This is a genomic window from Enterobacter sp. LU1, from assembly GCF_008271405.2.
In the GTDB taxonomy this organism is placed as follows: Bacteria; Pseudomonadota; Gammaproteobacteria; order Enterobacterales; family Enterobacteriaceae; genus Enterobacter; species Enterobacter hormaechei_C.
The window spans coordinates 868792-889255 of record NZ_CP043438.2; the positions used below are offsets into that span (position 1 = coordinate 868792).

Consider the following 20464-nt stretch of genomic DNA (forward strand, 5'->3'; position numbering starts at 1 on the left):
TGGTCAGGTAAGCCGTGGTTTGACACGGCTTTTTTATGTATAGGCTTCAGTATTCCTGTGTACCGTTAAATCCTTTCAGGGACTAAAAACGCGTTATGTTGTCTGCGAATCAACCAATAAGCGAAAACTTGCCAGCACATGGCTGTCGCCATGTTGCAATCATCATGGATGGCAATGGCCGCTGGGCGAAAAGACAAGGGAAGATACGAGCCTTTGGGCATAAAGCTGGGGCGAAATCTGTTCGCCGCGCCGTCTCTTTTGCCGCCAATAACGGCATTGATGCGTTAACGCTCTATGCTTTTAGCAGTGAGAACTGGAATCGACCTGCGCAGGAAGTGACTGCGTTGATGGAACTGTTCGTGTGGGCGCTCGATAGTGAAGTAAAAAGCCTGCACCGCCACAACGTCCGCTTGCGTATTATTGGCGAAACCAGTCGTTTTAACTCACGTTTGCAGGAACGGATTCGCAAAGCAGAAGCGCTGACGGAAAATAATACCGGCCTGACGCTCAATATCGCGGCGAATTACGGCGGACGCTGGGATATTATCCAGGGGGTTCGGCATTTGGCTGAGCAGGTTCAGGAAGGGCTGTTAAGACCCGACCAGATTGATGAAGAGGCGCTGAGTCAGCAAATCTGCATGAATGAACTGGCACCCGTGGATTTGGTTATAAGGACAGGGGGGGAACATCGCATAAGTAACTTTTTGCTGTGGCAAATTGCCTACGCCGAACTTTACTTTACGGATGTTCTTTGGCCAGATTTTGATGAACAAGACTTTGAAGGTGCGCTGCATGCCTTTGCCAATCGAGAGCGTCGTTTCGGCGGCACCGAGCCTGGTGGCGATAACGCCTGATGGGGGTAGCTTTTGCTGAAGTATCGCCTGATTTCCGCTTTTGTATTAATACCCGTCGTCATCGCAGCGCTGTTTTTACTGCCTCCGGTGGGATTCGCTATTGTTACGCTGGTGGTGTGTATGCTCGCCGCGTGGGAATGGGGGCAGCTTAGCGGCTTTACCTCGCGCACTCAGCGGGTATGGCTGGCGGTACTCTGTGGTTTTTTACTGGCCCTGATGCTGTATACCTTGCCTGAATATCATCATGATGTTCACCAGCCGCTGGTTGCCGGATCCTTATGGATATCGCTGGCCTGGTGGATTGCTGCGCTTGTTTTAGTGCTTTTCTATCCGGGCTCTGCGGCGATCTGGCGTAACTCTAAAGTGTTGCGCCTTATTTTTGGTCTGCTCACGATTGTTCCGTTTTTCTGGGGGATGGTTGCGTTGCGCGCCTGGCACTATGACGAAAACCACTACAGCGGCGCGATATGGCTGCTTTATGTGATGATTCTCGTCTGGGGGGCTGACTCCGGGGCCTATATGTTTGGTAAACTGTTCGGTAAACATAAACTGGCGCCAAAGGTTTCTCCGGGTAAAACCTGGCAAGGCTTCATCGGCGGCCTGTTTACGGCAGCGATTATCTCCTGGGGCTATGGCGTCTGGGCGAATCTTGAGGTTGCCCCCTCGACGCTGCTGGTATGTTCGATTTTCGCGGCGCTGGCATCGGTGCTGGGTGATTTAACCGAGAGTATGTTTAAGCGTGAAGCAGGGATTAAGGACAGTGGTCACCTGATTCCAGGACATGGCGGAATACTGGATCGCATTGACAGCCTTACCGCGGCTGTTCCCGTATTTGCTTGCCTGCTTTTACTGGTGTTTGGGACGATATAACGGAAGGTTTTATGCTGAGCATTCTCTGGAATCTGGCGGCGTTCATTGTTGCACTGGGTGTACTGATTACCGTGCATGAATTTGGCCATTTCTGGGTTGCCCGGCGCTGTGGTGTGCGGGTGGAGCGATTCTCGATTGGCTTTGGCAAATCGCTCTGGAAGCGCACCGATAAGCATGGCACCGAGTTTGTCATTGCTCTGATTCCCCTGGGCGGCTATGTCAAAATGCTCGACGAACGCGTTGAGCCTGTCGCCCCGGAACTTCGCCATCGCGCGTTTAACAATAAAACTGTTGGACAACGTGCTGCCATCATCGCTGCCGGCCCGGTAGCCAATTTCATCTTCGCTATCTTCGCCTACTGGCTGGTGTTTATCATCGGCGTGCCTGGCGTGCGCCCGGTTGTGGGCGAAATCACCACGGGTTCTATTGCGGCAACGGCGCAAATTACACCGGGAATGGAACTTAAAGCGATTGATGGTATCGAAACCCCTGATTGGGATGCCGTGAGGTTACAACTGGTTGCCAAAATTGGTGATGAGCAGACAACCGTCAGCGTATCGCCATTTGGTTCCGACCAGCGGCAGGAAAAAGTGCTGGATTTACGCCACTGGCGCTTTGAGCCAGACAAAGAGGACCCTGTCGCCGCACTCGGAATTCGACCGCGCGGCGCGCAGATCGAGCCGGTATTAGCCGAAGTACAGGCCAAATCGGCAGCGAGTAAAGCAGGTTTACAAGCGGGTGACAGGATCGTTAAAGTCGATGGTCAGCCATTAACACAATGGATGACCTTTGTTACTCTGGTGCGCGATAATCCAGGCAAGCCGCTCGCGCTGGAAGTGGAAAGGCAGGGGAGTTCGCTCTCACTGACTCTCACCCCGGATACCAAATCGGGCGGCGGTAAGGCGGAAGGGTTTGCAGGCGTTGTGCCGAAAGTGATCCCACTGCCAGATGAGTACAAGACAATACGCCAGTATGGGCCGTTTAGCGCCATCGTTGAGGCCACGGATAAAACATGGCAGCTGATGAAGCTTACGGTCAACATGTTGGGGAAATTGATAACCGGTGATGTGAAACTGAACAACCTCAGTGGGCCAATTTCGATTGCTCAGGGGGCTGGGATGTCAGCGGAGTTCGGGGTGATTTACTATCTCATGTTCCTTGCGCTGATTAGCGTGAACCTGGGGATAATCAACCTGTTCCCGCTTCCCGTATTAGATGGGGGCCATCTGCTGTTTTTAGCGATTGAAAAGCTAAAAGGCGGACCGGTATCCGAGCGAGTTCAAGACTTTAGTTATCGCATTGGCTCGATTTTGCTGGTGCTGTTAATGGGGCTTGCACTTTTCAATGATTTCTCTCGGTTGTAAGAGAGTTAGTTAGGAAGAACGCATAATAACGATGGCGATGAAAAAGTTGCTCATAGCGTCGCTGCTGTTTAGCAGCGCGACCGTATACGGTGCTGACGGGTTCGTAGTGAAAGATATTCATTTCGAAGGCCTTCAGCGTGTCGCCGTTGGTGCGGCCCTCCTCAGTATGCCTGTGCGCCCCGGCGATACGGTTAATGATGAAGATATCAGTAACACCATCCGTGCTCTGTTTGCCACTGGCAACTTTGAGGACGTCCGCGTCCTGCGCGATGGTGATACGCTGGTGGTTCAGGTAAAAGAACGTCCAACGATTGCCAGCATCACTTTCTCCGGTAACAAATCGGTGAAAGACGACATGCTCAAGCAGAACCTTGAGGCATCGGGTGTTCGTGTGGGGGAATCTCTGGACCGCACAACCCTTGCAGACATTGAAAAAGGTCTGGAAGATTTCTACTACAGCGTCGGTAAATACAGCGCGAGCGTTAAAGCGGTTGTTACACCGCTGCCACGTAACCGTGTTGACCTGAAACTGGTCTTCCAGGAAGGTGTTTCTGCGAAGATCCAGCAGATCAACATCGTGGGCAACCACGCGTTCAGCACCGACGAACTGATCTCCAACTTCCAGCTGCGTGACGAAGTGCCGTGGTGGAACGTGGTAGGCGATCGTAAATACCAGAAACAGAAACTGGCGGGTGACCTTGAAACCCTGCGCAGCTACTATCTGGATCGCGGTTACGCCCGTTTCAACATCGATTCAACTCAGGTGAGTCTGACTCCGGACAAGAAAGGTATCTACATTACCGTTAACATCACAGAAGGCGATAAGTACACGCTTTCGGGTGTTGAAGTCAGCGGCAACCTGGCAGGACATTCAGCTGAAATTGAATCTCTGACCAAAATTCAGCCGGGCGATCTGTACAGCGGATCTAAAGTCACCAAAATGGAAGACAGCATTAAGAAGCTGCTCGGCCGTTATGGTTATGCGTATCCGCGTGTGCAAACGCAGCCGGAAATTAACGACACGGATAAAACCGTTAAGCTGCACGTTAACGTTGATGCGGGCAACCGCTTCTACGTGCGTAAGATCCGCTTCGAAGGTAACGATACCTCTAAAGACTCCGTTCTGCGCCGTGAAATGCGCCAGATGGAAGGGGCATGGCTGGGAAGCGATCTGGTAGATCAGGGTAAAGAGCGTCTGAACCGTCTGGGCTACTTCGAAACGGTCGATACCGATACTCAGCGTGTACCAGGTCGTCCGGATCAGGTTGATGTTGTTTATAAAGTTAAAGAACGTAATACCGGTAGCTTCAACTTCGGTATTGGTTACGGTACTGAAAGTGGCGTTAGCTTCCAGGTCGGTGTTCAGCAGGATAACTGGCTGGGTACGGGCTACTCTGTCGGTATCAACGGGACGAAAAACGACTACCAGACCTACTCTGAGTTCTCCGTTACCAACCCATACTTCACCGTCGACGGTGTAAGCCTGGGCGGTCGTATCTTCTATAACGACTTTAAAGCGGACGACGCGGACCTCTCCTCGTATACCAACAAGAGTTACGGTCTGGATGGTACGCTCGGCTTCCCGGTTAACGAATACAACACCTTGCGCGCAGGTTTAGGGTACGTGCATAACGACCTGTCCAACATGCAACCGCAGGTGGCGATGTGGCGTTACCTGGACTCCATCGGTCAGTCGGCGAGTACGTCCAGCGATGATAACGGTTTCGCCGCGGATGACTTCACCTTCAACTACGGTTGGACCTACAACCGTCTTGACCGTGGCTACTTCCCGACGGAAGGTTCACGCGTCAACCTGAACGGTAAAGTGACTATCCCGGGCTCGGATAACGAGTTCTACAAGGTCACGCTGGATACAGCGTCCTACTTCCCAATTGATGAAGATCACAAGTGGGTCGTTCTGGGTCGTACCCGTTGGGGTTATGGTGACGGTATTGGAAGCAAAGAACTGCCGTTCTATGAAAACTTCTACGCCGGTGGTTCAAGCACCGTGCGTGGCTTCCAGTCCAATAACATTGGTCCGAAAGCGGTTTATTACGGCGGTAATGACGAAGATAACTGCGCAAGCCGTGATCCTAAGCAAGTATGTAGCTCTGATGACGCAGTAGGTGGTAACGCTATGGCCGTGGCGAGCCTCGAGTTCATCACGCCTACGCCGTTTATCAGTGATAAGTATGCGAACTCCGTGCGTACCTCCTTCTTTATGGATGCAGGTACGGTGTGGGACACCAACTGGGAGAACACCGCCCAGATGCGTGCGGCGGGGGTTCCGGACTACAGCGATCCGAGCAACATTCGCATGTCCGCAGGTATCGCATTACAATGGATGTCACCGCTGGGGCCGTTGGTCTTCTCTTACGCCCAGCCGTTTAAGAAATACGATGGAGACAAAGCGGAGCAGTTCCAGTTTAACATTGGTAAAACCTGGTAATAATCCGCTGCAATGGAATGCGTTGGCAGTGTAGCGCTGACAACCGGCGATCGGTAACACGGTCGCCTTGCCACGCAAAGAACGGTACCCCTCGGGTGCCAATGGGATGGTAAGGAGTTAATTGTGAAAAAGTGGTTATTAGCTGCAGGTCTCGGTTTAGCGATGGCAACTTCTGCTCAGGCAGCGGATAAAATTGCAATCGTCAACATGGGTAATTTGTTCCAGCAGGTTGCACAGAAAACCGGTGTTTCTGCAACGCTGGAAAACGAATTCAAAGGCCGTGCGAGCGAACTGCAACGTATGGAAGGTGATCTTCAGTCCAAGATGCAGCGTCTTCAGCGTGATGGTTCTACCATGAAAGCGAGCGAGCGCAGCAAACTGGAAAAAGACGTCATGTCTCAGCGCCAGACCTTCTCTCAGAAAGCACAGGCTTTCGAGCAGGATCGTCAGCGTCGTTCTAACGAAGAGCGTGGCAAACTGGTGACGCGTATTCAGTCTGCCGTTAAAGCAGTAGCAGCCGATCAGAGCATCGATCTGGTTGTTGATGCGAACGCCGTTGCATTCAACAGCAGCGATGTTAAAGACATCACCGCTGATGTTCTGAAACAGGTTAAATAAGTAATGCCTTCAATTCGACTGGCTGATTTAGCTCAGCAGTTGGATGCAGAATTACACGGTGATGGCGATATCGTCATCACCGCTGTTGCGTCCATGCAATCTGCTAAAGCAGGCACTATTACCTTCATGGTAAGCCCTAAGTACCGTGAACACCTGGCCCAGTGCCAGGCGTCTGCCGTTGTGCTGACGCAGGACGATCTTCCGTTTGCCACTAGCGCTGCACTGGTAGTGAAAAATCCCTACCTGACCTATGCGCGCATGGCCCAAATTCTTGATACCACGCCGCAGCCGGCACAGAACATTGCAGCCAGTGCTGCGATTGATCCGACGGCTCAGCTGGGTAACAACGTATCAGTCGGCGCAAACGCCGTTATCGAATCCGGCGTTGTTTTGGGTGATAACGTGGTGATTGGCCCTGGCTGCTTTGTTGGAAAAAATACGAAAATTGGCGCAGGGACTCGTCTGTGGGCCAATGTCTCTGTCTACCATGAGGTTGAGATTGGCGAGAATTGTCTCGTACAGTCCAGCACGGTGATTGGTTCTGACGGATTTGGTTACGCCAACGATCGGGGTAACTGGGTTAAGATCCCTCAGCTGGGTCGCGTGATTATCGGCGATCGTGTAGAGATCGGCGCTTGCACAACTATCGACCGCGGTGCGCTTGACGACACCATTATTGGTAACGGTGTTATCATAGACAACCAGTGCCAGATTGCACATAACGTTGTGATTGGCGACAATACCGCAGTTGCGGGTGGTGTTATCATGGCAGGCAGCCTGAAAATTGGCCGTTACTGCATGATTGGCGGTGCCAGCGTGATCAATGGCCATATGGAAATATGCGACAAAGTCACGGTGACGGGGATGGGTATGGTGATGCGTCCAATCACTGAGCCTGGCGTTTATTCCTCAGGTATTCCGCTGCAACCGAACAAGGTCTGGCGTAAAACAGCTGCACTGGTGATGAATATTGATGATATGAGCAAGCGACTCAAAGCGATTGAGCGCAAAATCGATCAACAAGACTAAGCGTTCATCCGTTTAACGCTAAATTTCCCGGCCTGTCGGCTTTGTTTATAAACCGGCAGGCCGTGTTATTATTGCTACTTAGTACATTTGACAGGAAGAGTATTTTGACTACTGACACTCATACTCTGCATATTGAAGAGATTTTAGAACTTCTGCCGCACCGCTATCCGTTTTTACTGGTAGACCGTGTGCTGGATTTTGAAGAAGGTCGCTTTCTGCGCGCAGTGAAAAATGTCTCCGTTAACGAGCCGTTCTTCCAGGGGCACTTCCCTGGTAAGCCTATCTTCCCGGGTGTATTGATCCTGGAAGCGATGGCACAGGCTACCGGTATTCTGGCGTTTAAAAGCGTAGGTAAACTGGAACCGGGTGAACTCTATTACTTCGCGGGTATCGATGAAGCGCGCTTCAAGCGTCCGGTCGTGCCTGGTGATCAAATGATCATGGAAGTCACTTTTGAAAAAACGCGTCGCGGCCTGACTCGCTTCAAAGGCGTAGCTATGGTTGACGGCAAAGTTGTTTGCGAAGCGACAATGATGTGTGCGCGTAGCCGGGAGGCCTGATACGTGATTGATAAATCCGCCTTTATTCATCCTACCGCCATTGTGGAAACGGGTGCCATCATTGGTGCCAACGTCCACATTGGCCCGTTTTGTATTGTTGGACCCCATGTCGAAATTGGTGAGGGTACAGTACTGAAATCTCACGTTGTCGTGAATGGTCATACCACCATTGGCTGCAACAATGAGATCTATCAGTTCGCCTCCATCGGCGAAGTTAACCAGGATCTTAAGTATGCTGGCGAACCGACCCGCGTGGAAATCGGCGATCGTAACCGCATTCGCGAAAGCGTCACCATTCATCGTGGTACAACGCAAGGCGGTGGATTGACGAAGGTGGGCAGCGACAACCTGTTTATGGTTAATGCGCACATTGCGCACGACTGTACCGTGGGTAGCCGCTGTATTCTCGCCAACAACGCAACGCTGGCGGGACACGTATCGGTCGATGATTTCGCAATTATTGGCGGCATGACCGCAGTCCATCAGTTCTGCATCATTGGTGCACACGTGATGGTCGGCGGATGCTCCGGTGTGGCGCAGGACGTCCCACCGTTTGTGATTGCGCAGGGCAACCATGCCACGCCGTTTGGCGTGAACATCGAAGGTCTCAAGCGTCGTGGTTTTAGTCGCGAAGCGATTACTGCCATCCGCAACGCGTACAAACTGCTGTACCGTAGCGGTAAAACGCTGGAAGAGGCGAAGCCGGAAATTGCCGAGCTGGCGAATAAGCACCCTGAAGTGAAGATGTTCATGGAATTCTTTGAACGTTCAACCCGTGGTCTGATTCGTTAATGGTCGACAGTCGTCCGCTTACCATCGCCCTGGTCGCCGGAGAAACCTCCGGCGATATTCTTGGTGCAGGTCTTATCCGCGCGCTTAAAGCCCGTGTACCCAATGCCCGCTTTGTGGGTGTGGCTGGGCCGCTGATGCAGGCCGAAGGCTGTGAAGCCTGGTATGAAATGGAAGAACTGGCTGTGATGGGCATCGTCGAAGTGCTGGGCCGCTTGCGTCGCCTGCTGCATATTCGCGCCGACCTTACCCGCCGCTTTACCGACCTCAAGCCCGATGTATTTGTCGGCATTGATGCGCCTGACTTCAATATTACCCTTGAAGGGAACCTGAAAAAGCAGGGGATCAAAACTATCCATTACGTCAGCCCGTCCGTGTGGGCGTGGCGACAGAAACGCGTTTTCAAAATCGGACGGTCCACCAATCTGGTGCTGGCTTTTCTGCCTTTCGAAAAAGCGTTTTACGACAGATTTAATGTCCCGTGCCGTTTTATCGGTCATACCATGGCGGATGCCATGCCGCTGGATCCGGATAAAAACGCGGCGCGTGATGAACTGGGCATCCCGCATGATGTGCACTGTCTGGCGCTGCTGCCAGGGAGCCGGGGTGCGGAAGTTGAAATGCTCAGTGCCGATTTCCTGAAAACGGCGCAAATTCTTCGCAAGACTTACCCCGATCTTGAAGTGGTCGTGCCGCTGGTGAATGCCAAACGCCGCGAGCAGTTTGAGCGTATCAAAGCCGACGTCGCCCCGGATCTTCACGTCCGCCTGCTGGACGGGAAAGGGCGGCAAGCCATGTTTGCGAGCGATGCTGCACTACTGGCTTCCGGCACGGCTGCGCTGGAGTGTATGCTGGCAAAATGCCCAATGGTGGTCGGTTATCGCATGAAGCCATTTACCTTCTGGCTGGCAAAACGTCTGGTAAAAACAGATTACGTATCCCTGCCAAACCTGCTTGCGGGTCGCGAACTGGTGAAAGAGCTCTTGCAGGATGAATGCCAGCCGCAGGCGCTGGCTGATGCATTACTGCCGCTGCTGGCCAACGGTAAAACCAGCCACCAGATGCATGATACCTTCCGTGAACTGCATCAATTGATCCGCTGTAATGCTGATGAGCAGGCGGCCGATGCGGTGCTGGAGTTAGCACAATGATGGAATTTATTTATCCCCATACCCACCTCGTTGCCGGTGTGGATGAAGTCGGTCGTGGCCCGTTAGTGGGTGCCGTTGTTACCGCGGCGGTGATCCTCGATCCAGCCCGCCCGATCGTTGGCCTGAACGACTCGAAAAAACTGAGTGAAAAGCGTCGCCTGGCGCTGTTCGATGAAATTAAAGAGAAGGCGCTGGCCTGGAGTCTCGGGCGCGCAGAGCCGGATGAGATCGACGATCTGAACATTCTGCACGCCACCATGCTGGCGATGCAGCGTGCCGTTGCTGGCCTGAAGATTGTGCCTGAGTATGTGCTGATCGACGGTAACCGTTGCCCGGCGCTGCCGATGCCTTCCATGGCTGTTGTTAAAGGCGATAGCCGCGTCGCAGAAATCAGTGCGGCGTCAATCATTGCCAAAGTGACGCGCGATGCCGAAATGGCCGCGCTGGACCTCACTTATCCCGTGTATGGTTTCGCCCAGCACAAGGGATATCCAACGGCTTTCCATCTGGAAAAGCTGGCTGAACATGGCGCAACTGAACATCATCGGCGCAGCTTTGGCCCGGTGAAACGCGCGCTGGGACTGGTGTCCTGAATCAAGACGCAAGCAATTAAGTAACGCGGGATTTGAAGATGGCTGAACCACGTTTCGTACACCTGCGGGTGCATAGCGACTACTCCATGATCGATGGGCTGGCAAAGACCGGGCCGCTGGTAAAAAAGGCGGCTTCGCTTGGCATGCCTGCGCTGGCGATCACCGATTTTACCAACCTTTGTGGCCTGGTGAAGTTCTACGGAACGGCGCATGGTGCAGGATTAAAGCCCATCGTCGGCGCGGATTTTCATGTGCAGAGCGACCTGCTCGGCGATGAGATGACGCAAATTTCCGTGTTAGCCATGAATAACACGGGCTATCAGAACCTCACTCTGCTGATCTCAAAAGCCTACCAGCGCGGCTACGGCGCACTGGGTCCATGGATTGACCGCGACTGGCTGGCGGAGCTGAACGAAGGTTTGCTGCTGATCTCCGGTGGCCGTATGGGAGATGTCGGCAAATGTCTGCTGCGCGGTAATAACGCGCTGGTGGATCAGTGCGTCTCGTTCTACGAAGAGTATTTCCCGGATCGCTATTACCTGGAGCTGATTCGTACCGGGCGTGCGGATGAAGAGAGCTACCTGCATGCGGCCGTCGCCCTGGCGGAAGCGCGTGGCCTGCCTGTGGTGGCCACCAACGATGTGCGCTTCCTTGAGGCGGCTGATTTTGACGCACATGAAATTCGCGTCGCTATCCACGACGGCTTCACCCTCGACGATCCGAAACGTCCGCGCAACTACTCATCGCAGCAGTACATGCGCAGCGAAGAGGAGATGTGTGAGCTCTTCTCCGACATCCCGGAAGCGCTGGAAAACAGCGTAGAGATTGCCAAGCGCTGTAACGTCACCGTGCGTCTCGGCGAATACTTCCTGCCGCAGTTCCCGACGGGCGACATGACCACCGAAGATTTCCTGGTCATGAAATCGAAAGAGGGTCTGGAAGAGCGTCTGGAATTCCTCTTCCCGGATGAAGCGGTCCGTAAAGAGAAGCGTCCTGAATATGACGAGCGCCTGGATATTGAACTCCAGGTGATCAACCAGATGGGGTTCCCTGGCTACTTCCTGATCGTGATGGAGTTCATCCAGTGGTCGAAGGATAACGGCGTGCCGGTAGGCCCGGGCCGTGGTTCTGGTGCCGGCTCGCTGGTGGCGTACGCCCTGAAAATCACTGACCTCGATCCGCTGGAATTCGACCTGCTGTTCGAACGTTTCCTCAACCCGGAACGTGTCTCCATGCCCGACTTTGACGTCGACTTCTGCATGGAAAAACGCGACCAGGTGATTGAGCACGTGGCCGATATGTACGGTCGTGATGCGGTTTCGCAGATCATCACCTTCGGTACGATGGCGGCGAAAGCGGTTATCCGCGACGTGGGCCGCGTTCTGGGCCACCCGTACGGTTTTGTCGATCGTATCTCTAAGCTGGTGCCGCCCGATCCGGGCATGACTCTGGCGAAAGCCTTTGAAGCTGAGCCTCAGCTGCCGGAAATCTACGAAGCCGACGAAGAGGTCAAAGCGCTGATCGACATGGCGCGCAAGCTGGAAGGCGTCACGCGTAACGCCGGTAAGCATGCGGGGGGCGTGGTTATCGCCCCGACCAAAATCACCGACTTTGCGCCGCTGTACTGCGACGAAGCGGGCCAGCATCCGGTCACCCAGTTCGACAAGAACGACGTAGAATACGCCGGGCTGGTGAAGTTCGACTTCCTCGGCCTGCGTACGCTGACCATCATCAACTGGGCGCTGGAGATGATCAACGCCCGTCGCGAGAAGAACGGCGAGCCTCCGCTGGATATCGCGGCTATCCCGCTTGATGACAAGAAAAGTTTCGACATGCTGCAACGCTCGGAGACGACAGCCGTCTTCCAGCTTGAATCCCGCGGCATGAAAGATTTGATTAAGCGTCTGCAACCAGACTGCTTCGAAGATATGATCGCGCTGGTGGCCCTGTTCCGTCCGGGGCCGTTGCAGTCGGGGATGGTAGATAACTTTATCGACCGTAAACACGGGCGCGAAGAGATTTCCTACCCGGACGTGCAGTGGCAGCATGAAAGCCTGAAACCGGTACTGGAGCCAACCTATGGCATCATCCTGTATCAGGAACAGGTCATGCAGATCGCCCAGGTGCTTTCGGGTTATACCCTTGGCGGCGCAGACATGCTGCGTCGTGCGATGGGTAAGAAAAAGCCGGAAGAGATGGCCAAGCAGCGTTCCATCTTTGAGGATGGGGCGAAGAAAAACGGCGTCGATGGCGAACTGGCGATGAAAATCTTCGACCTGGTGGAGAAATTCGCCGGGTACGGATTTAACAAATCCCACTCCGCCGCCTATGCTTTGGTTTCGTATCAAACGCTGTGGCTGAAGGCTCACTATCCCGCTGAGTTTATGGCGGCGGTAATGACCGCCGATATGGACAACACCGAGAAGGTGGTTGGCCTGGTGGACGAGTGCTGGCGCATGGGGCTGAAGATCCTGCCGCCGGATATTAACTCTGGCCTGTACCATTTCCACGTTAACGATGACGGGGAAATCGTCTATGGGATCGGCGCGATCAAGGGCGTGGGTGAGGGGCCGATCGAGGCGATCATCGAAGCGCGTAACAACGGCGGCTATTTCCGCGAGCTGTTCGATCTGTGCGCCCGCACCGATACCAAAAAACTGAACCGCCGCGTGCTGGAAAAACTGATCATGTCCGGCGCGTTTGACCGGCTGGGGCCACACCGCGCCGCGCTGATGAACTCGCTCGGCGATGCGCTGAAAGCGGCCGATCAGCACGCGAAAGCGGAAGCCATTGGCCAGGCAGATATGTTCGGCGTGCTGGCGGAAGAGCCAGAGCAGATTGAGCAGTCTTATTCCAACTGCCAGCCCTGGCCAGAACAGGTGGTGCTGGATGGGGAGCGTGAGACGTTAGGCCTGTACCTGACGGGGCACCCGATCAACCAGTATCTGAAAGAAATTGAGCGCTATGTCGGCGGCCACAGGCTTAAAGACATGCATCCGACAGAACGTGGTAAAATCACCACGGCTGCGGGGCTCGTGATTGCTGCAAGGGTAATGGTCACCAAGCGCGGCAATCGTATCGGCATCTGTACCCTGGATGACCGTTCCGGGCGTCTGGAGGTGATGTTGTTCACCGACGCGCTGGATAAATACCAGCAATTGCTGGAAAAAGACCGCATACTTATCGTCAGCGGACAGGTCAGCTTTGATGACTTCAGCGGGGGGCTTAAAATGACCGCCCGCGAAGTGATGGACATTGACGAAGCCCGTGAAAAATATGCTCGCGGGCTTGCTATCTCGCTGACGGACAGGCAAATTGATGACCAGCTTTTAAACCGACTCCGTCAGTCTCTGGAACCCCACCGCTCGGGGACCATTCCAGTACATCTCTACTATCAGAGGGCGGATGCACGTGCGCGGTTGCGCTTTGGTGCAACGTGGCGTGTCTCTCCGAGCGATCGTTTACTGAACGATCTCCGTGGCCTCATTGGTTCGGAGCAGGTGGAACTGGAGTTTGACTAATACAGGAATACTATGAGTCTGAATTTCCTTGATTTCGAACAGCCGATTGCAGAGCTGGAAGCGAAAATCGATTCTCTGACAGCCGTGAGCCGTCAGGATGAAAAACTGGATATTAACATCGACGAAGAAGTGCATCGTCTGCGCGAAAAAAGCGTAGAACTGACGCGCAAAATCTTTGCCGATCTCGGCGCATGGCAGATCGCCCAGCTGGCGCGTCATCCACAGCGTCCGTACACCCTGGATTATGTCCGCCTGGCGTTTGACGAATTTGACGAACTGGCAGGCGACCGCGCATACGCTGACGATAAAGCTATCGTCGGCGGTATCGCGCGTCTGGATGGACGTCCGGTGATGATTATTGGTCATCAGAAAGGCCGTGAAACCAAAGAGAAAATCCGTCGTAACTTCGGTATGCCAGCACCAGAAGGCTACCGTAAGGCCCTGCGTCTGATGGAGATGGCTGAGCGTTTCAATATGCCTATCATCACCTTCATCGACACGCCGGGTGCTTACCCGGGTGTTGGCGCTGAAGAGCGCGGTCAGTCTGAAGCCATCGCACGCAACCTGCGTGAGATGTCTCGCCTGAAAGTGCCGGTCATCTGTACCGTTATCGGTGAAGGTGGGTCCGGCGGTGCGCTGGCAATTGGCGTGGGCGATAAAGTGAATATGCTACAGTACAGTACCTATTCCGTTATCTCTCCGGAAGGCTGTGCCTCCATTCTGTGGAAAAGTGCCGATAAAGCGCCGCTGGCTGCTGAAGCGATGGGCATCATTGCCCCACGTCTGAAAGAGCTGAAGCTGATCGACACCGTTATCCCTGAACCGCTGGGCGGCGCGCACCGTAAGCCGGAAGTGATGGCTGCTTCCCTGAAAGCGCAGCTGCTGGCAGATCTGGCGGACCTGGACGTGCTGAGCACAGAAGATCTGCTCAACCGTCGTTATCAGCGTCTGATGACCTACGGTTACGCGTAAGCCTCACAATTATCCTAAAAGCCGCACATTGTTGCGGCTTTTTTTATACCTGCCGTTTACCTTAACTATGCTTATCTGATGTTTTTCAAGGAGGTAAACCATGAACATCATTGCCATCATGGGGCCACACGGCGTCTTTTATAAAGACGAACCCATCAAGGAGCTGGAGCAAGCCCTTAAAGCACGCGGATACCAGCTGATCTGGCCGCAAAACAGCGCCGACCTGCTGAAATTTATCGAACACAATCCGCGCATCTGTGGCGTGATATTCGACTGGGACGAATACGACATGGAGTTGTGCAGCGATATCAATAAGCTCAACGAATATCTTCCGCTGTACGCGTTTATCAACACTCACTCGACCATGGACGTGAGCGCGCAGGATATGCGTATGGCGCTGTGGTTCTTCGAATACTCACTCGGCGTTGCCGAGGACATTGCGACCCGCATTCAGCAGTACACCGGTGAATACCTCGATAACATCACACCGCCGTTCACGCGCGCGCTGTTCACCTATGTGAATGAAGGGAAGTACACCTTCTGTACGCCAGGCCACATGGCGGGAACAGCCTATCAAAAAAGCCCGGTGGGATGTCTGTTCTACGATTTCTTCGGCGGTAACACGCTGAAGGCGGATGTGTCGATTTCGGTCACCGAGTTAGGCTCTCTGCTGGATCATACCGGCCCGCATCTGGAAGCCGAAGAGTACATCGCCCGGACCTTTGGCGCCGAGCAAAGCTACATGGTGACCAACGGTACCTCAACCTCGAACAAAATCGTCGGGATGTACGCCGCGCCTGCCGGCAGTACGCTGCTGATTGACCGCAACTGCCATAAATCACTGGCGCATTTGCTGATGATGAGCGACGTGGTGCCGCTCTGGCTGTCGCCTACGCGTAATGCGCTGGGTATTCTCGGCGGCATTCCTCGCCGTGAATTCGCGCATGAAGCCATTGAAAATAAGATCGCAGCGATCCCCGAGGCAGGCTGGCCTGTGCACGCGGTGATCACCAACTCCACCTATGACGGGCTGCTTTACAACACGAACTGGATCAAGCAGACGCTCGACGTGCCGTCGATCCACTTTGACTCCGCGTGGGTGCCTTACACCAATTTCCACCCGATTTACTCGGGTAAAAGTGGGATGAGCGGCGAGCGGGTGCCGGGCAAGGTGTTCTTCGAAACGCAGTCGACGCACAAAATGCTGGCCGCGTTTTCCCAGGCGTCTCTCATTCACATCAAGGGCGAGTACGACGAGGACACCTTCAACGAAGCCTTTATGATGCACACGACCACGTCGCCGAGCTACCCGCTGGTGGCGTCCATCGAAACGGCGGCGGCGATGCTGCGCGGTAATCCGGGTAAACGCCTGATCAATCGTTCGGTGGAACGGGCGCTGCATTTCCGAAAAGAGGTTCAGCGGCTTAAAGATGAAGCGGACGGCTGGTTCTTTGATATCTGGCAGCCGGAAGAGATTGATGAAGCAGAATGCTGGCCCGTCGCGCCGGGGGAGAGCTGGCACGGTTTTCGGGATGCCGATGCGGACCACATGTTCCTCGATCCGGTTAAGGTGACGATCCTGACGCCGGGCATGGATGAGCAGGGTGTGATGGGTGAGGAAGGGATCCCGGCTGCGCTGGTGGCGAAGTTCCTTGATGAGCGCGGCGTGGTGGTGGAGAAAACCGGCCCCTATAATTTGCTGTTCCTGTTCAGCATCGGGATCGATAAAACCCGCGCGATGGGGCTGTTGCGCGGACTGATGGAGTTTAAGCGTGCATATGATCTGAACCTGCGGGTGAAGAATATGCTGCCGGATCTCTACGCGGAAGATCCTGACTTCTATCGCAATATGCGTATTCAGGATCTGGCCCAGGGGATCCACAGGCTGATCCGCCAGCACGATCTGCCGCGCCTGATGTTGCAGGCATTTGATGTTCTGCCTGAAATGAAGCTGACGCCGCACAGGGCGTGGCAGCGCCAGGTGAAAGGGGAGGTTGAAACCGTTGAGCTGGAGAACCTGGTCGGGCGGGTATCGGCCAACATGATCCTGCCTTATCCGCCGGGCGTGCCGCTGCTGATGCCGGGTGAAATGATCACTGAGGAGAGCCGGGCGGTGCTCGATTTCCTGCTGATGCTCTGTTCGGTGGGGCGCCACTATCCGGGCTTTGAAACGGATATTCATGGCGCGAAACGCGATGATAACGGCGTGTACTGGGTGATAGTCCTAAAATAAAAGGGTCTGCTTGCCAGGGGCGGGTTGTCGGTTGTAACGTTCAGGGCATCATAAAAAGGAGAAACTATGCTGGGTTTAAAAGCGGTTCATCATATTGCGATCATTGCCACCGATTACGCGAAAAGTAAGGCATTCTACTGCGACGTTCTCGGCTTTACGCTGTTGAGCGAGGCCTACCGTGAGGAGCGCGACTCCTGGAAAGGCGATCTGGCGTTAAACGGACAATATGTGATTGAACTGTTCTCTTTTCCTTTCCCGCCAGCGCGTCCTTCACGCCCGGAAGCCTGCGGCCTGCGCCACCTGGCCTTCAGCGTCGATGACCTGGACAGCGCGGTAAAACATCTGAAAGCCCACGGCGTGGCCTGCGAAGCGATTCGTGTCGATCCCTTTACCGATAAACGTTTCACTTTTTTCAACGATCCGGACGGGCTGCCGCTGGAGCTTTACCAGCAGTAATCGCCGTCATGTGTGATAATGCCCGTTCAGTTCGGGCATTTTTTATGTGTAATTTCCTATGACCTTACCCGCTATCGCGCACGCCGTTTCACCCTACCGCCAGCTGCTGGTGGGGTTCAGCGGTGGCCTGGATTCCACCGTTTTGCTGCACCGCCTTAAGCTCTGGCGCGACCGTGAGCCTGACGTCCAGCTGCGGGCGATGCATATCCATCACGGCTTAAGCCCCCATGCCGACGACTGGGTGGCGCACTGCGAAGCGGTGTGTTCAGGGTGGGCGATCCCGCTGATCGTTGAACGCGTCACGCTTGAGGATGAGGGGCTGGGTATTGAGGCGCAGGCGCGGAAAGCCCGCTACGCCGCGTTTTCCGGCGCATTACAGCAAGGGGAAGCGTTGGTCACCGCGCAGCATCTGGACGACCAGTGCGAGACGTTTTTACTGGCGCTCAAGAGGGGCAGCGGGCCTGCGGGGTTATCCGCCATGCCTGAGCGCGCAGATTTTGCTGAAACAGAGCTCATCCGCCCGCTGCTGGGTGAGACGCGCGCATCACTGGAAGCCTGGGCGCAGCAGCATCATCTGTGCTGGATTGAAGACGAGAGCAATCAGGACGACAGTTACGACCGTAACTTCCTGCGCCTGCGCGTCTTACCGCTGCTGAGTGAGCGCTGGGCGCATTTTTCCGAAGCGGCGGCCAGAAGCGCCATGCTGTGTGCTGAACAGGAAAGCTTGCTGGATGAGTTGCTGAGCGAGGAGCTGGATACGCTGACTACCGCTGACGGTGCCCTGAACATTGCGCCGTTGAAAGTGATGAGCCCTCTGCGTCGGGCTGCTCTGATTCGTCGCTGGCTGGCTTACCACCGTGCGGTTATGCCGTCCCGGGCGATGCTCAACCGTATCTGGGAGGAAGTTGCACAGGCGAGGGAAGATGCCGCCCCGTGTATACACCTGAATGGTTATGACGTCAGGCGCTATAAAGGGCAACTCTGGTGGGTGAAATCTGTGCCGTCGCTGGCTGACGTTGTGCTCGACTGGCCGTCGCCGGAAAAAGCATTAACGCTACCGATGAATGCCGGTGTCGTTGCGTTAAGCCATTCGGGCAATGTGCGTCTACCTGAGCCGGACGAGAACGTTACCATACGCTTCAGGACCAGCGGCATGCTGCATATCGTCGGTCGTAACGGCGGGCGTAAGCTGAAGAAAATCTGGCAGGAACAGAACGTTCCGCCCTGGCGACGTGATACCACGCCGCTTCTGTTTTACGGCGACACGCTCATCGCGGCGGCAGAGGTGTTCATCACTGAAGAGGGGTGGGCTGAAGCGGGTGTTAATTTTGAATGGAAAGCGTAACGGGCAGCCTGGCTGCCCGTTGGTTATCAGGATTCGCTCACCACAACGGTGCCGATTTCCGGATGGCTGAAACTGGCAATTTTGTCGAGGCGTAGCTCACGCGTTGCACCTGCATCTTCCACAACCAGGTATTCCACATTTTTACGGGAAACCAGATCGCTGGCCTTTGCCTTTAGCACTTCGCCATCTTTTAGCTCCAGCGTCAGTATTAAATGATGCTGGCAGGCGAGTTCGAGGTTGTCATAGTCATCACAATTGATGGGTTGATAGGTATCATTCATCGACATAATCGCTCACCAGTAAATTCGCCGCAGCATACGCTGCTTTTTCCCTGACCGATTCAGAAAGGCTCTCATCAGAGGCCACTTCATTTAGCACGTTCAATACACAGCCCAACGCATCCGGAATGTACCCCAGATCTCCGCTGGCGATCTCCGCATACCGTCTGCGAATCAACTCACAATAATTATTCACATCACCTCCTGCCAGCGTACTGACTTACTGTGAGATATCATTAAGCCTACGAAGTTAAACTCGGTTTAGCAAGGTGACTATACCATACTCATTTAAGCAATATCAGCGCCTTGATAAGAGGGCGCCACCACCTCGTAACAGCCTTTTGCCGCGGTTTTCGCTACAATGTACGCCTGATTCGAAAGGAGTTCTCTCATGGCGCTGAAAGCGACAATTTATAAAGCTGTGGTCAATGTGGCGGATCTTGACCGTAACCAGTTTCTGGATGCGTCATTGACGCTGGCGCGTCATCCTTCTGAAACCCAGGAGCGCATGATGCTGCGCCTGCTGGCGTGGATTAAGTATGCCGACGAGCGTCTGCAATTTACCCGTGGTTTAAGCGCGGAAGATGAACCGGAAGCCTGGCTGCGCAACGATCATCTGGGTATCGATTTATGGATTGAGCTTGGCCTGCCGGATGAACGCCGGATCAAAAAGGCCTGCACCCAGTCTGCTGAAGTGGCGTTGTTTGCCTACAACCAGCGAGCGGCGGAGATCTGGTGGCAACAAAATAAAAATAAATGTGCGCTGTTCAAAAATCTTACCGTCTGGTATCTGGATGATGAACAGCTGGCGCAGCTGAGTGCGTTCGCCAGCCGGACGATGGCGCTACAGGCGACGATTCAGGACGGCGCCATCTGGCTTTCCGATTCTCAGAATAATCTGGAAATTCATCTCACAGCCTGGCAGCCCGCATCATGATTGTATTGTCCCGAAACGTCAGCATCCCTGATAACGAGCTGGAGATCACCGCCATCCGGGCCCAGGGAGCAGGGGGACAGCACGTTAACAAGGCCTCAACGGCTATCCATTTGCGCTTTGACATTCGGGCCTCCAGCCTGCCAGAGTATTATAAAGAAAGCCTGCTTGCCGCCAGCCATCACCTGATCACCAGCGAGGGTGTGATGGTGATTAAAGCGCAGGAGTATCGCAGCCAGGAGCTTAACCGGGAAGCGGCAATAGCCCGGCTGGTCGCGGTCATCAAAGAGCTGACGGCTGTACAAAAAAGTCGCCGGGCAACACGTCCAACGCGGGCATCGAAAGAACATCGGTTGTCATCGAAGGCGCAGAAATCCACCGTAAAATCACTGCGTGGCAAAGTCCGTCACCCATAATGTGACGAAAGGGATACCCTTTTTCATAAGGA

The 20464-nt window shown here is 54.3% G+C and carries 19 protein-coding genes; 17 read left to right on the top strand and 2 right to left on the bottom strand.

Features of this window, described 5'->3' with window-relative positions:
* Positions 1 to 95 precede the first annotated feature (95 nt).
* The 15 genes from ispU (at position 96) to tilS (ending at position 18804) form a co-directional block, all read left to right on the top strand.
* Positions 96 to 854: a (2E,6E)-farnesyl-diphosphate-specific ditrans,polycis-undecaprenyl-diphosphate synthase gene (ispU, locus tag FZF21_RS04080; RefSeq protein WP_003856176.1), complete on the top strand. Its 759-nt coding sequence runs from the start codon at positions 96 to 98 to the stop codon at positions 852 to 854.
* Between the two features lie 12 nt (positions 855 to 866).
* Positions 867 to 1724: a phosphatidate cytidylyltransferase gene (gene cdsA / locus FZF21_RS04085; protein WP_003856175.1), complete on the top strand. Its 858-nt coding sequence runs from the start codon at positions 867 to 869 to the stop codon at positions 1722 to 1724.
* Between the two features lie 11 nt (positions 1725 to 1735).
* Positions 1736 to 3088 carry a sigma E protease regulator RseP gene (gene rseP / locus FZF21_RS04090; protein WP_003856174.1) on the top strand — a complete coding sequence of 451 codons (1353 nt, stop codon included), beginning with the start codon at positions 1736 to 1738 and terminating at the stop codon, positions 3086 to 3088.
* Between the two features lie 31 nt (positions 3089 to 3119).
* Positions 3120 to 5537 carry an outer membrane protein assembly factor BamA gene (bamA, locus tag FZF21_RS04095; protein ID WP_003856172.1) on the top strand — a complete coding sequence of 806 codons (2418 nt, stop codon included), beginning with the start codon at positions 3120 to 3122 and terminating at the stop codon, positions 5535 to 5537.
* Positions 5538 to 5660: 123 nt separating this feature from the next.
* Positions 5661 to 6155 (top strand): molecular chaperone Skp, encoded by a 495-nt coding sequence (gene skp / locus FZF21_RS04100; protein WP_006810039.1) that lies wholly within the window; start codon positions 5661 to 5663, stop codon positions 6153 to 6155.
* Positions 6156 to 6158: 3 nt separating this feature from the next.
* Positions 6159 to 7184, top strand: coding sequence for a UDP-3-O-(3-hydroxymyristoyl)glucosamine N-acyltransferase (gene lpxD, locus FZF21_RS04105; RefSeq protein ID WP_003856168.1), 1026 nt, complete (start codon positions 6159 to 6161; stop codon positions 7182 to 7184).
* Between the two features lie 104 nt (positions 7185 to 7288).
* A complete protein-coding gene (gene fabZ / locus FZF21_RS04110) occupies positions 7289 to 7744 on the top strand; it encodes a 3-hydroxyacyl-ACP dehydratase FabZ (protein WP_003856165.1) in 456 nt (151 codons plus the stop codon).
* Between the two features lie 3 nt (positions 7745 to 7747).
* The gene (lpxA, locus tag FZF21_RS04115; protein WP_023295949.1) at positions 7748 to 8536 is read left to right on the top strand and encodes an acyl-ACP--UDP-N-acetylglucosamine O-acyltransferase; all 789 of its coding nucleotides are present in this window, start codon (positions 7748 to 7750) and stop codon (positions 8534 to 8536) included.
* A complete protein-coding gene (gene lpxB / locus FZF21_RS04120; RefSeq protein WP_003856161.1) occupies positions 8536 to 9684 on the top strand; it encodes a lipid-A-disaccharide synthase in 1149 nt (382 codons plus the stop codon). Before lpxA ends, lpxB begins: the two co-directional genes overlap by 1 nt.
* Positions 9681 to 10277, top strand: coding sequence for a ribonuclease HII (rnhB, locus tag FZF21_RS04125; RefSeq protein ID WP_047737100.1), 597 nt, complete (start codon positions 9681 to 9683; stop codon positions 10275 to 10277). Before lpxB ends, rnhB begins: the two co-directional genes overlap by 4 nt.
* Positions 10278 to 10315: 38 nt before the next feature.
* A complete protein-coding gene (gene dnaE / locus FZF21_RS04130; protein ID WP_047740770.1) occupies positions 10316 to 13798 on the top strand; it encodes a DNA polymerase III subunit alpha in 3483 nt (1160 codons plus the stop codon).
* A gap of 12 nt (positions 13799 to 13810) precedes the next feature.
* Positions 13811 to 14770: an acetyl-CoA carboxylase carboxyl transferase subunit alpha gene (accA, locus tag FZF21_RS04135; RefSeq protein WP_003856154.1), complete on the top strand. Its 960-nt coding sequence runs from the start codon at positions 13811 to 13813 to the stop codon at positions 14768 to 14770.
* Positions 14771 to 14870: 100 nt separating this feature from the next.
* Complete coding sequence (locus FZF21_RS04140) at positions 14871 to 17003, top strand: lysine decarboxylase LdcC (RefSeq protein ID WP_149121067.1); 2133 nt, start codon at positions 14871 to 14873, stop codon at positions 17001 to 17003.
* Positions 17004 to 17069: 66 nt separating this feature from the next.
* Positions 17070 to 17459 (top strand): VOC family protein, encoded by a 390-nt coding sequence (locus FZF21_RS04145; protein WP_047737090.1) that lies wholly within the window; start codon positions 17070 to 17072, stop codon positions 17457 to 17459.
* 58 nt (positions 17460 to 17517) lie between these two features.
* Positions 17518 to 18804, top strand: a complete 1287-nt coding sequence (gene tilS, locus FZF21_RS04150) for a tRNA lysidine(34) synthetase TilS (RefSeq protein WP_149121066.1) — start codon at positions 17518 to 17520, stop codon at positions 18802 to 18804.
* Between the two features lie 26 nt (positions 18805 to 18830).
* Here tilS and rof read toward each other — a convergent pair whose 3' ends face one another.
* Together rof and FZF21_RS04160 are read right to left on the bottom strand one after the other, a co-directional pair.
* Entirely contained in the window at positions 18831 to 19091 is a 261-nt protein-coding gene (gene rof, locus FZF21_RS04155) for a Rho-binding antiterminator (RefSeq protein WP_003856148.1), read from the bottom strand.
* On the bottom strand, positions 19078 to 19278 hold the full coding sequence (locus FZF21_RS04160) for a YaeP family protein (RefSeq protein ID WP_003856146.1): 201 nt from the start codon (positions 19276 to 19278) through the stop codon (positions 19078 to 19080). Before FZF21_RS04160 ends, rof begins: the two co-directional genes overlap by 14 nt.
* Positions 19279 to 19473: 195 nt before the next feature.
* Here FZF21_RS04160 and FZF21_RS04165 point away from each other — a divergent pair, with 195 nt between their 5' ends.
* Together FZF21_RS04165 and arfB are read left to right on the top strand one after the other, a co-directional pair.
* Positions 19474 to 20019 carry a YaeQ family protein gene (locus FZF21_RS04165; RefSeq protein WP_015572732.1) on the top strand — a complete coding sequence of 182 codons (546 nt, stop codon included), beginning with the start codon at positions 19474 to 19476 and terminating at the stop codon, positions 20017 to 20019.
* Positions 20016 to 20432, top strand: a complete 417-nt coding sequence (arfB, locus tag FZF21_RS04170; protein ID WP_149121065.1) for an alternative ribosome rescue aminoacyl-tRNA hydrolase ArfB — start codon at positions 20016 to 20018, stop codon at positions 20430 to 20432. Before FZF21_RS04165 ends, arfB begins: the two co-directional genes overlap by 4 nt.
* The last annotated feature ends 32 nt before the right edge of the window (positions 20433 to 20464 follow it).

What these genes read in the sequence shown, in the direction of transcription:
- dnaE (WP_047740770.1), top strand. Translation starts at nt 10,316, where the DNA reads ATGGCTGAACCACGTTTCGTACACCTGCGGGTGCATAGCGACTACTCC.
- FZF21_RS04165 (WP_015572732.1), top strand. Translation starts at nt 19,474, where the DNA reads ATGGCGCTGAAAGCGACAATTTATAAAGCTGTGGTCAATGTGGCGGAT.
- tilS (WP_149121066.1), top strand. Translation starts at nt 17,518, where the DNA reads ATGACCTTACCCGCTATCGCGCACGCCGTTTCACCCTACCGCCAGCTG.
- rseP (WP_003856174.1), top strand. Translation starts at nt 1,736, where the DNA reads ATGCTGAGCATTCTCTGGAATCTGGCGGCGTTCATTGTTGCACTGGGT.
- ispU (WP_003856176.1), top strand. Translation starts at nt 96, where the DNA reads ATGTTGTCTGCGAATCAACCAATAAGCGAAAACTTGCCAGCACATGGC.
- FZF21_RS04140 (WP_149121067.1), top strand. Translation starts at nt 14,871, where the DNA reads ATGAACATCATTGCCATCATGGGGCCACACGGCGTCTTTTATAAAGAC.
- FZF21_RS04145 (WP_047737090.1), top strand. Translation starts at nt 17,070, where the DNA reads ATGCTGGGTTTAAAAGCGGTTCATCATATTGCGATCATTGCCACCGAT.
- rnhB (WP_047737100.1), top strand. Translation starts at nt 9,681, where the DNA reads ATGATGGAATTTATTTATCCCCATACCCACCTCGTTGCCGGTGTGGAT.
- bamA (WP_003856172.1), top strand. Translation starts at nt 3,120, where the DNA reads ATGGCGATGAAAAAGTTGCTCATAGCGTCGCTGCTGTTTAGCAGCGCG.
- arfB (WP_149121065.1), top strand. Translation starts at nt 20,016, where the DNA reads ATGATTGTATTGTCCCGAAACGTCAGCATCCCTGATAACGAGCTGGAG.
- lpxB (WP_003856161.1), top strand. Translation starts at nt 8,536, where the DNA reads ATGGTCGACAGTCGTCCGCTTACCATCGCCCTGGTCGCCGGAGAAACC.
- accA (WP_003856154.1), top strand. Translation starts at nt 13,811, where the DNA reads ATGAGTCTGAATTTCCTTGATTTCGAACAGCCGATTGCAGAGCTGGAA.
- lpxD (WP_003856168.1), top strand. Translation starts at nt 6,159, where the DNA reads ATGCCTTCAATTCGACTGGCTGATTTAGCTCAGCAGTTGGATGCAGAA.
- rof (WP_003856148.1), bottom strand. Translation starts at nt 19,091, where the DNA reads ATGTCGATGAATGATACCTATCAACCCATCAATTGTGATGACTATGAC.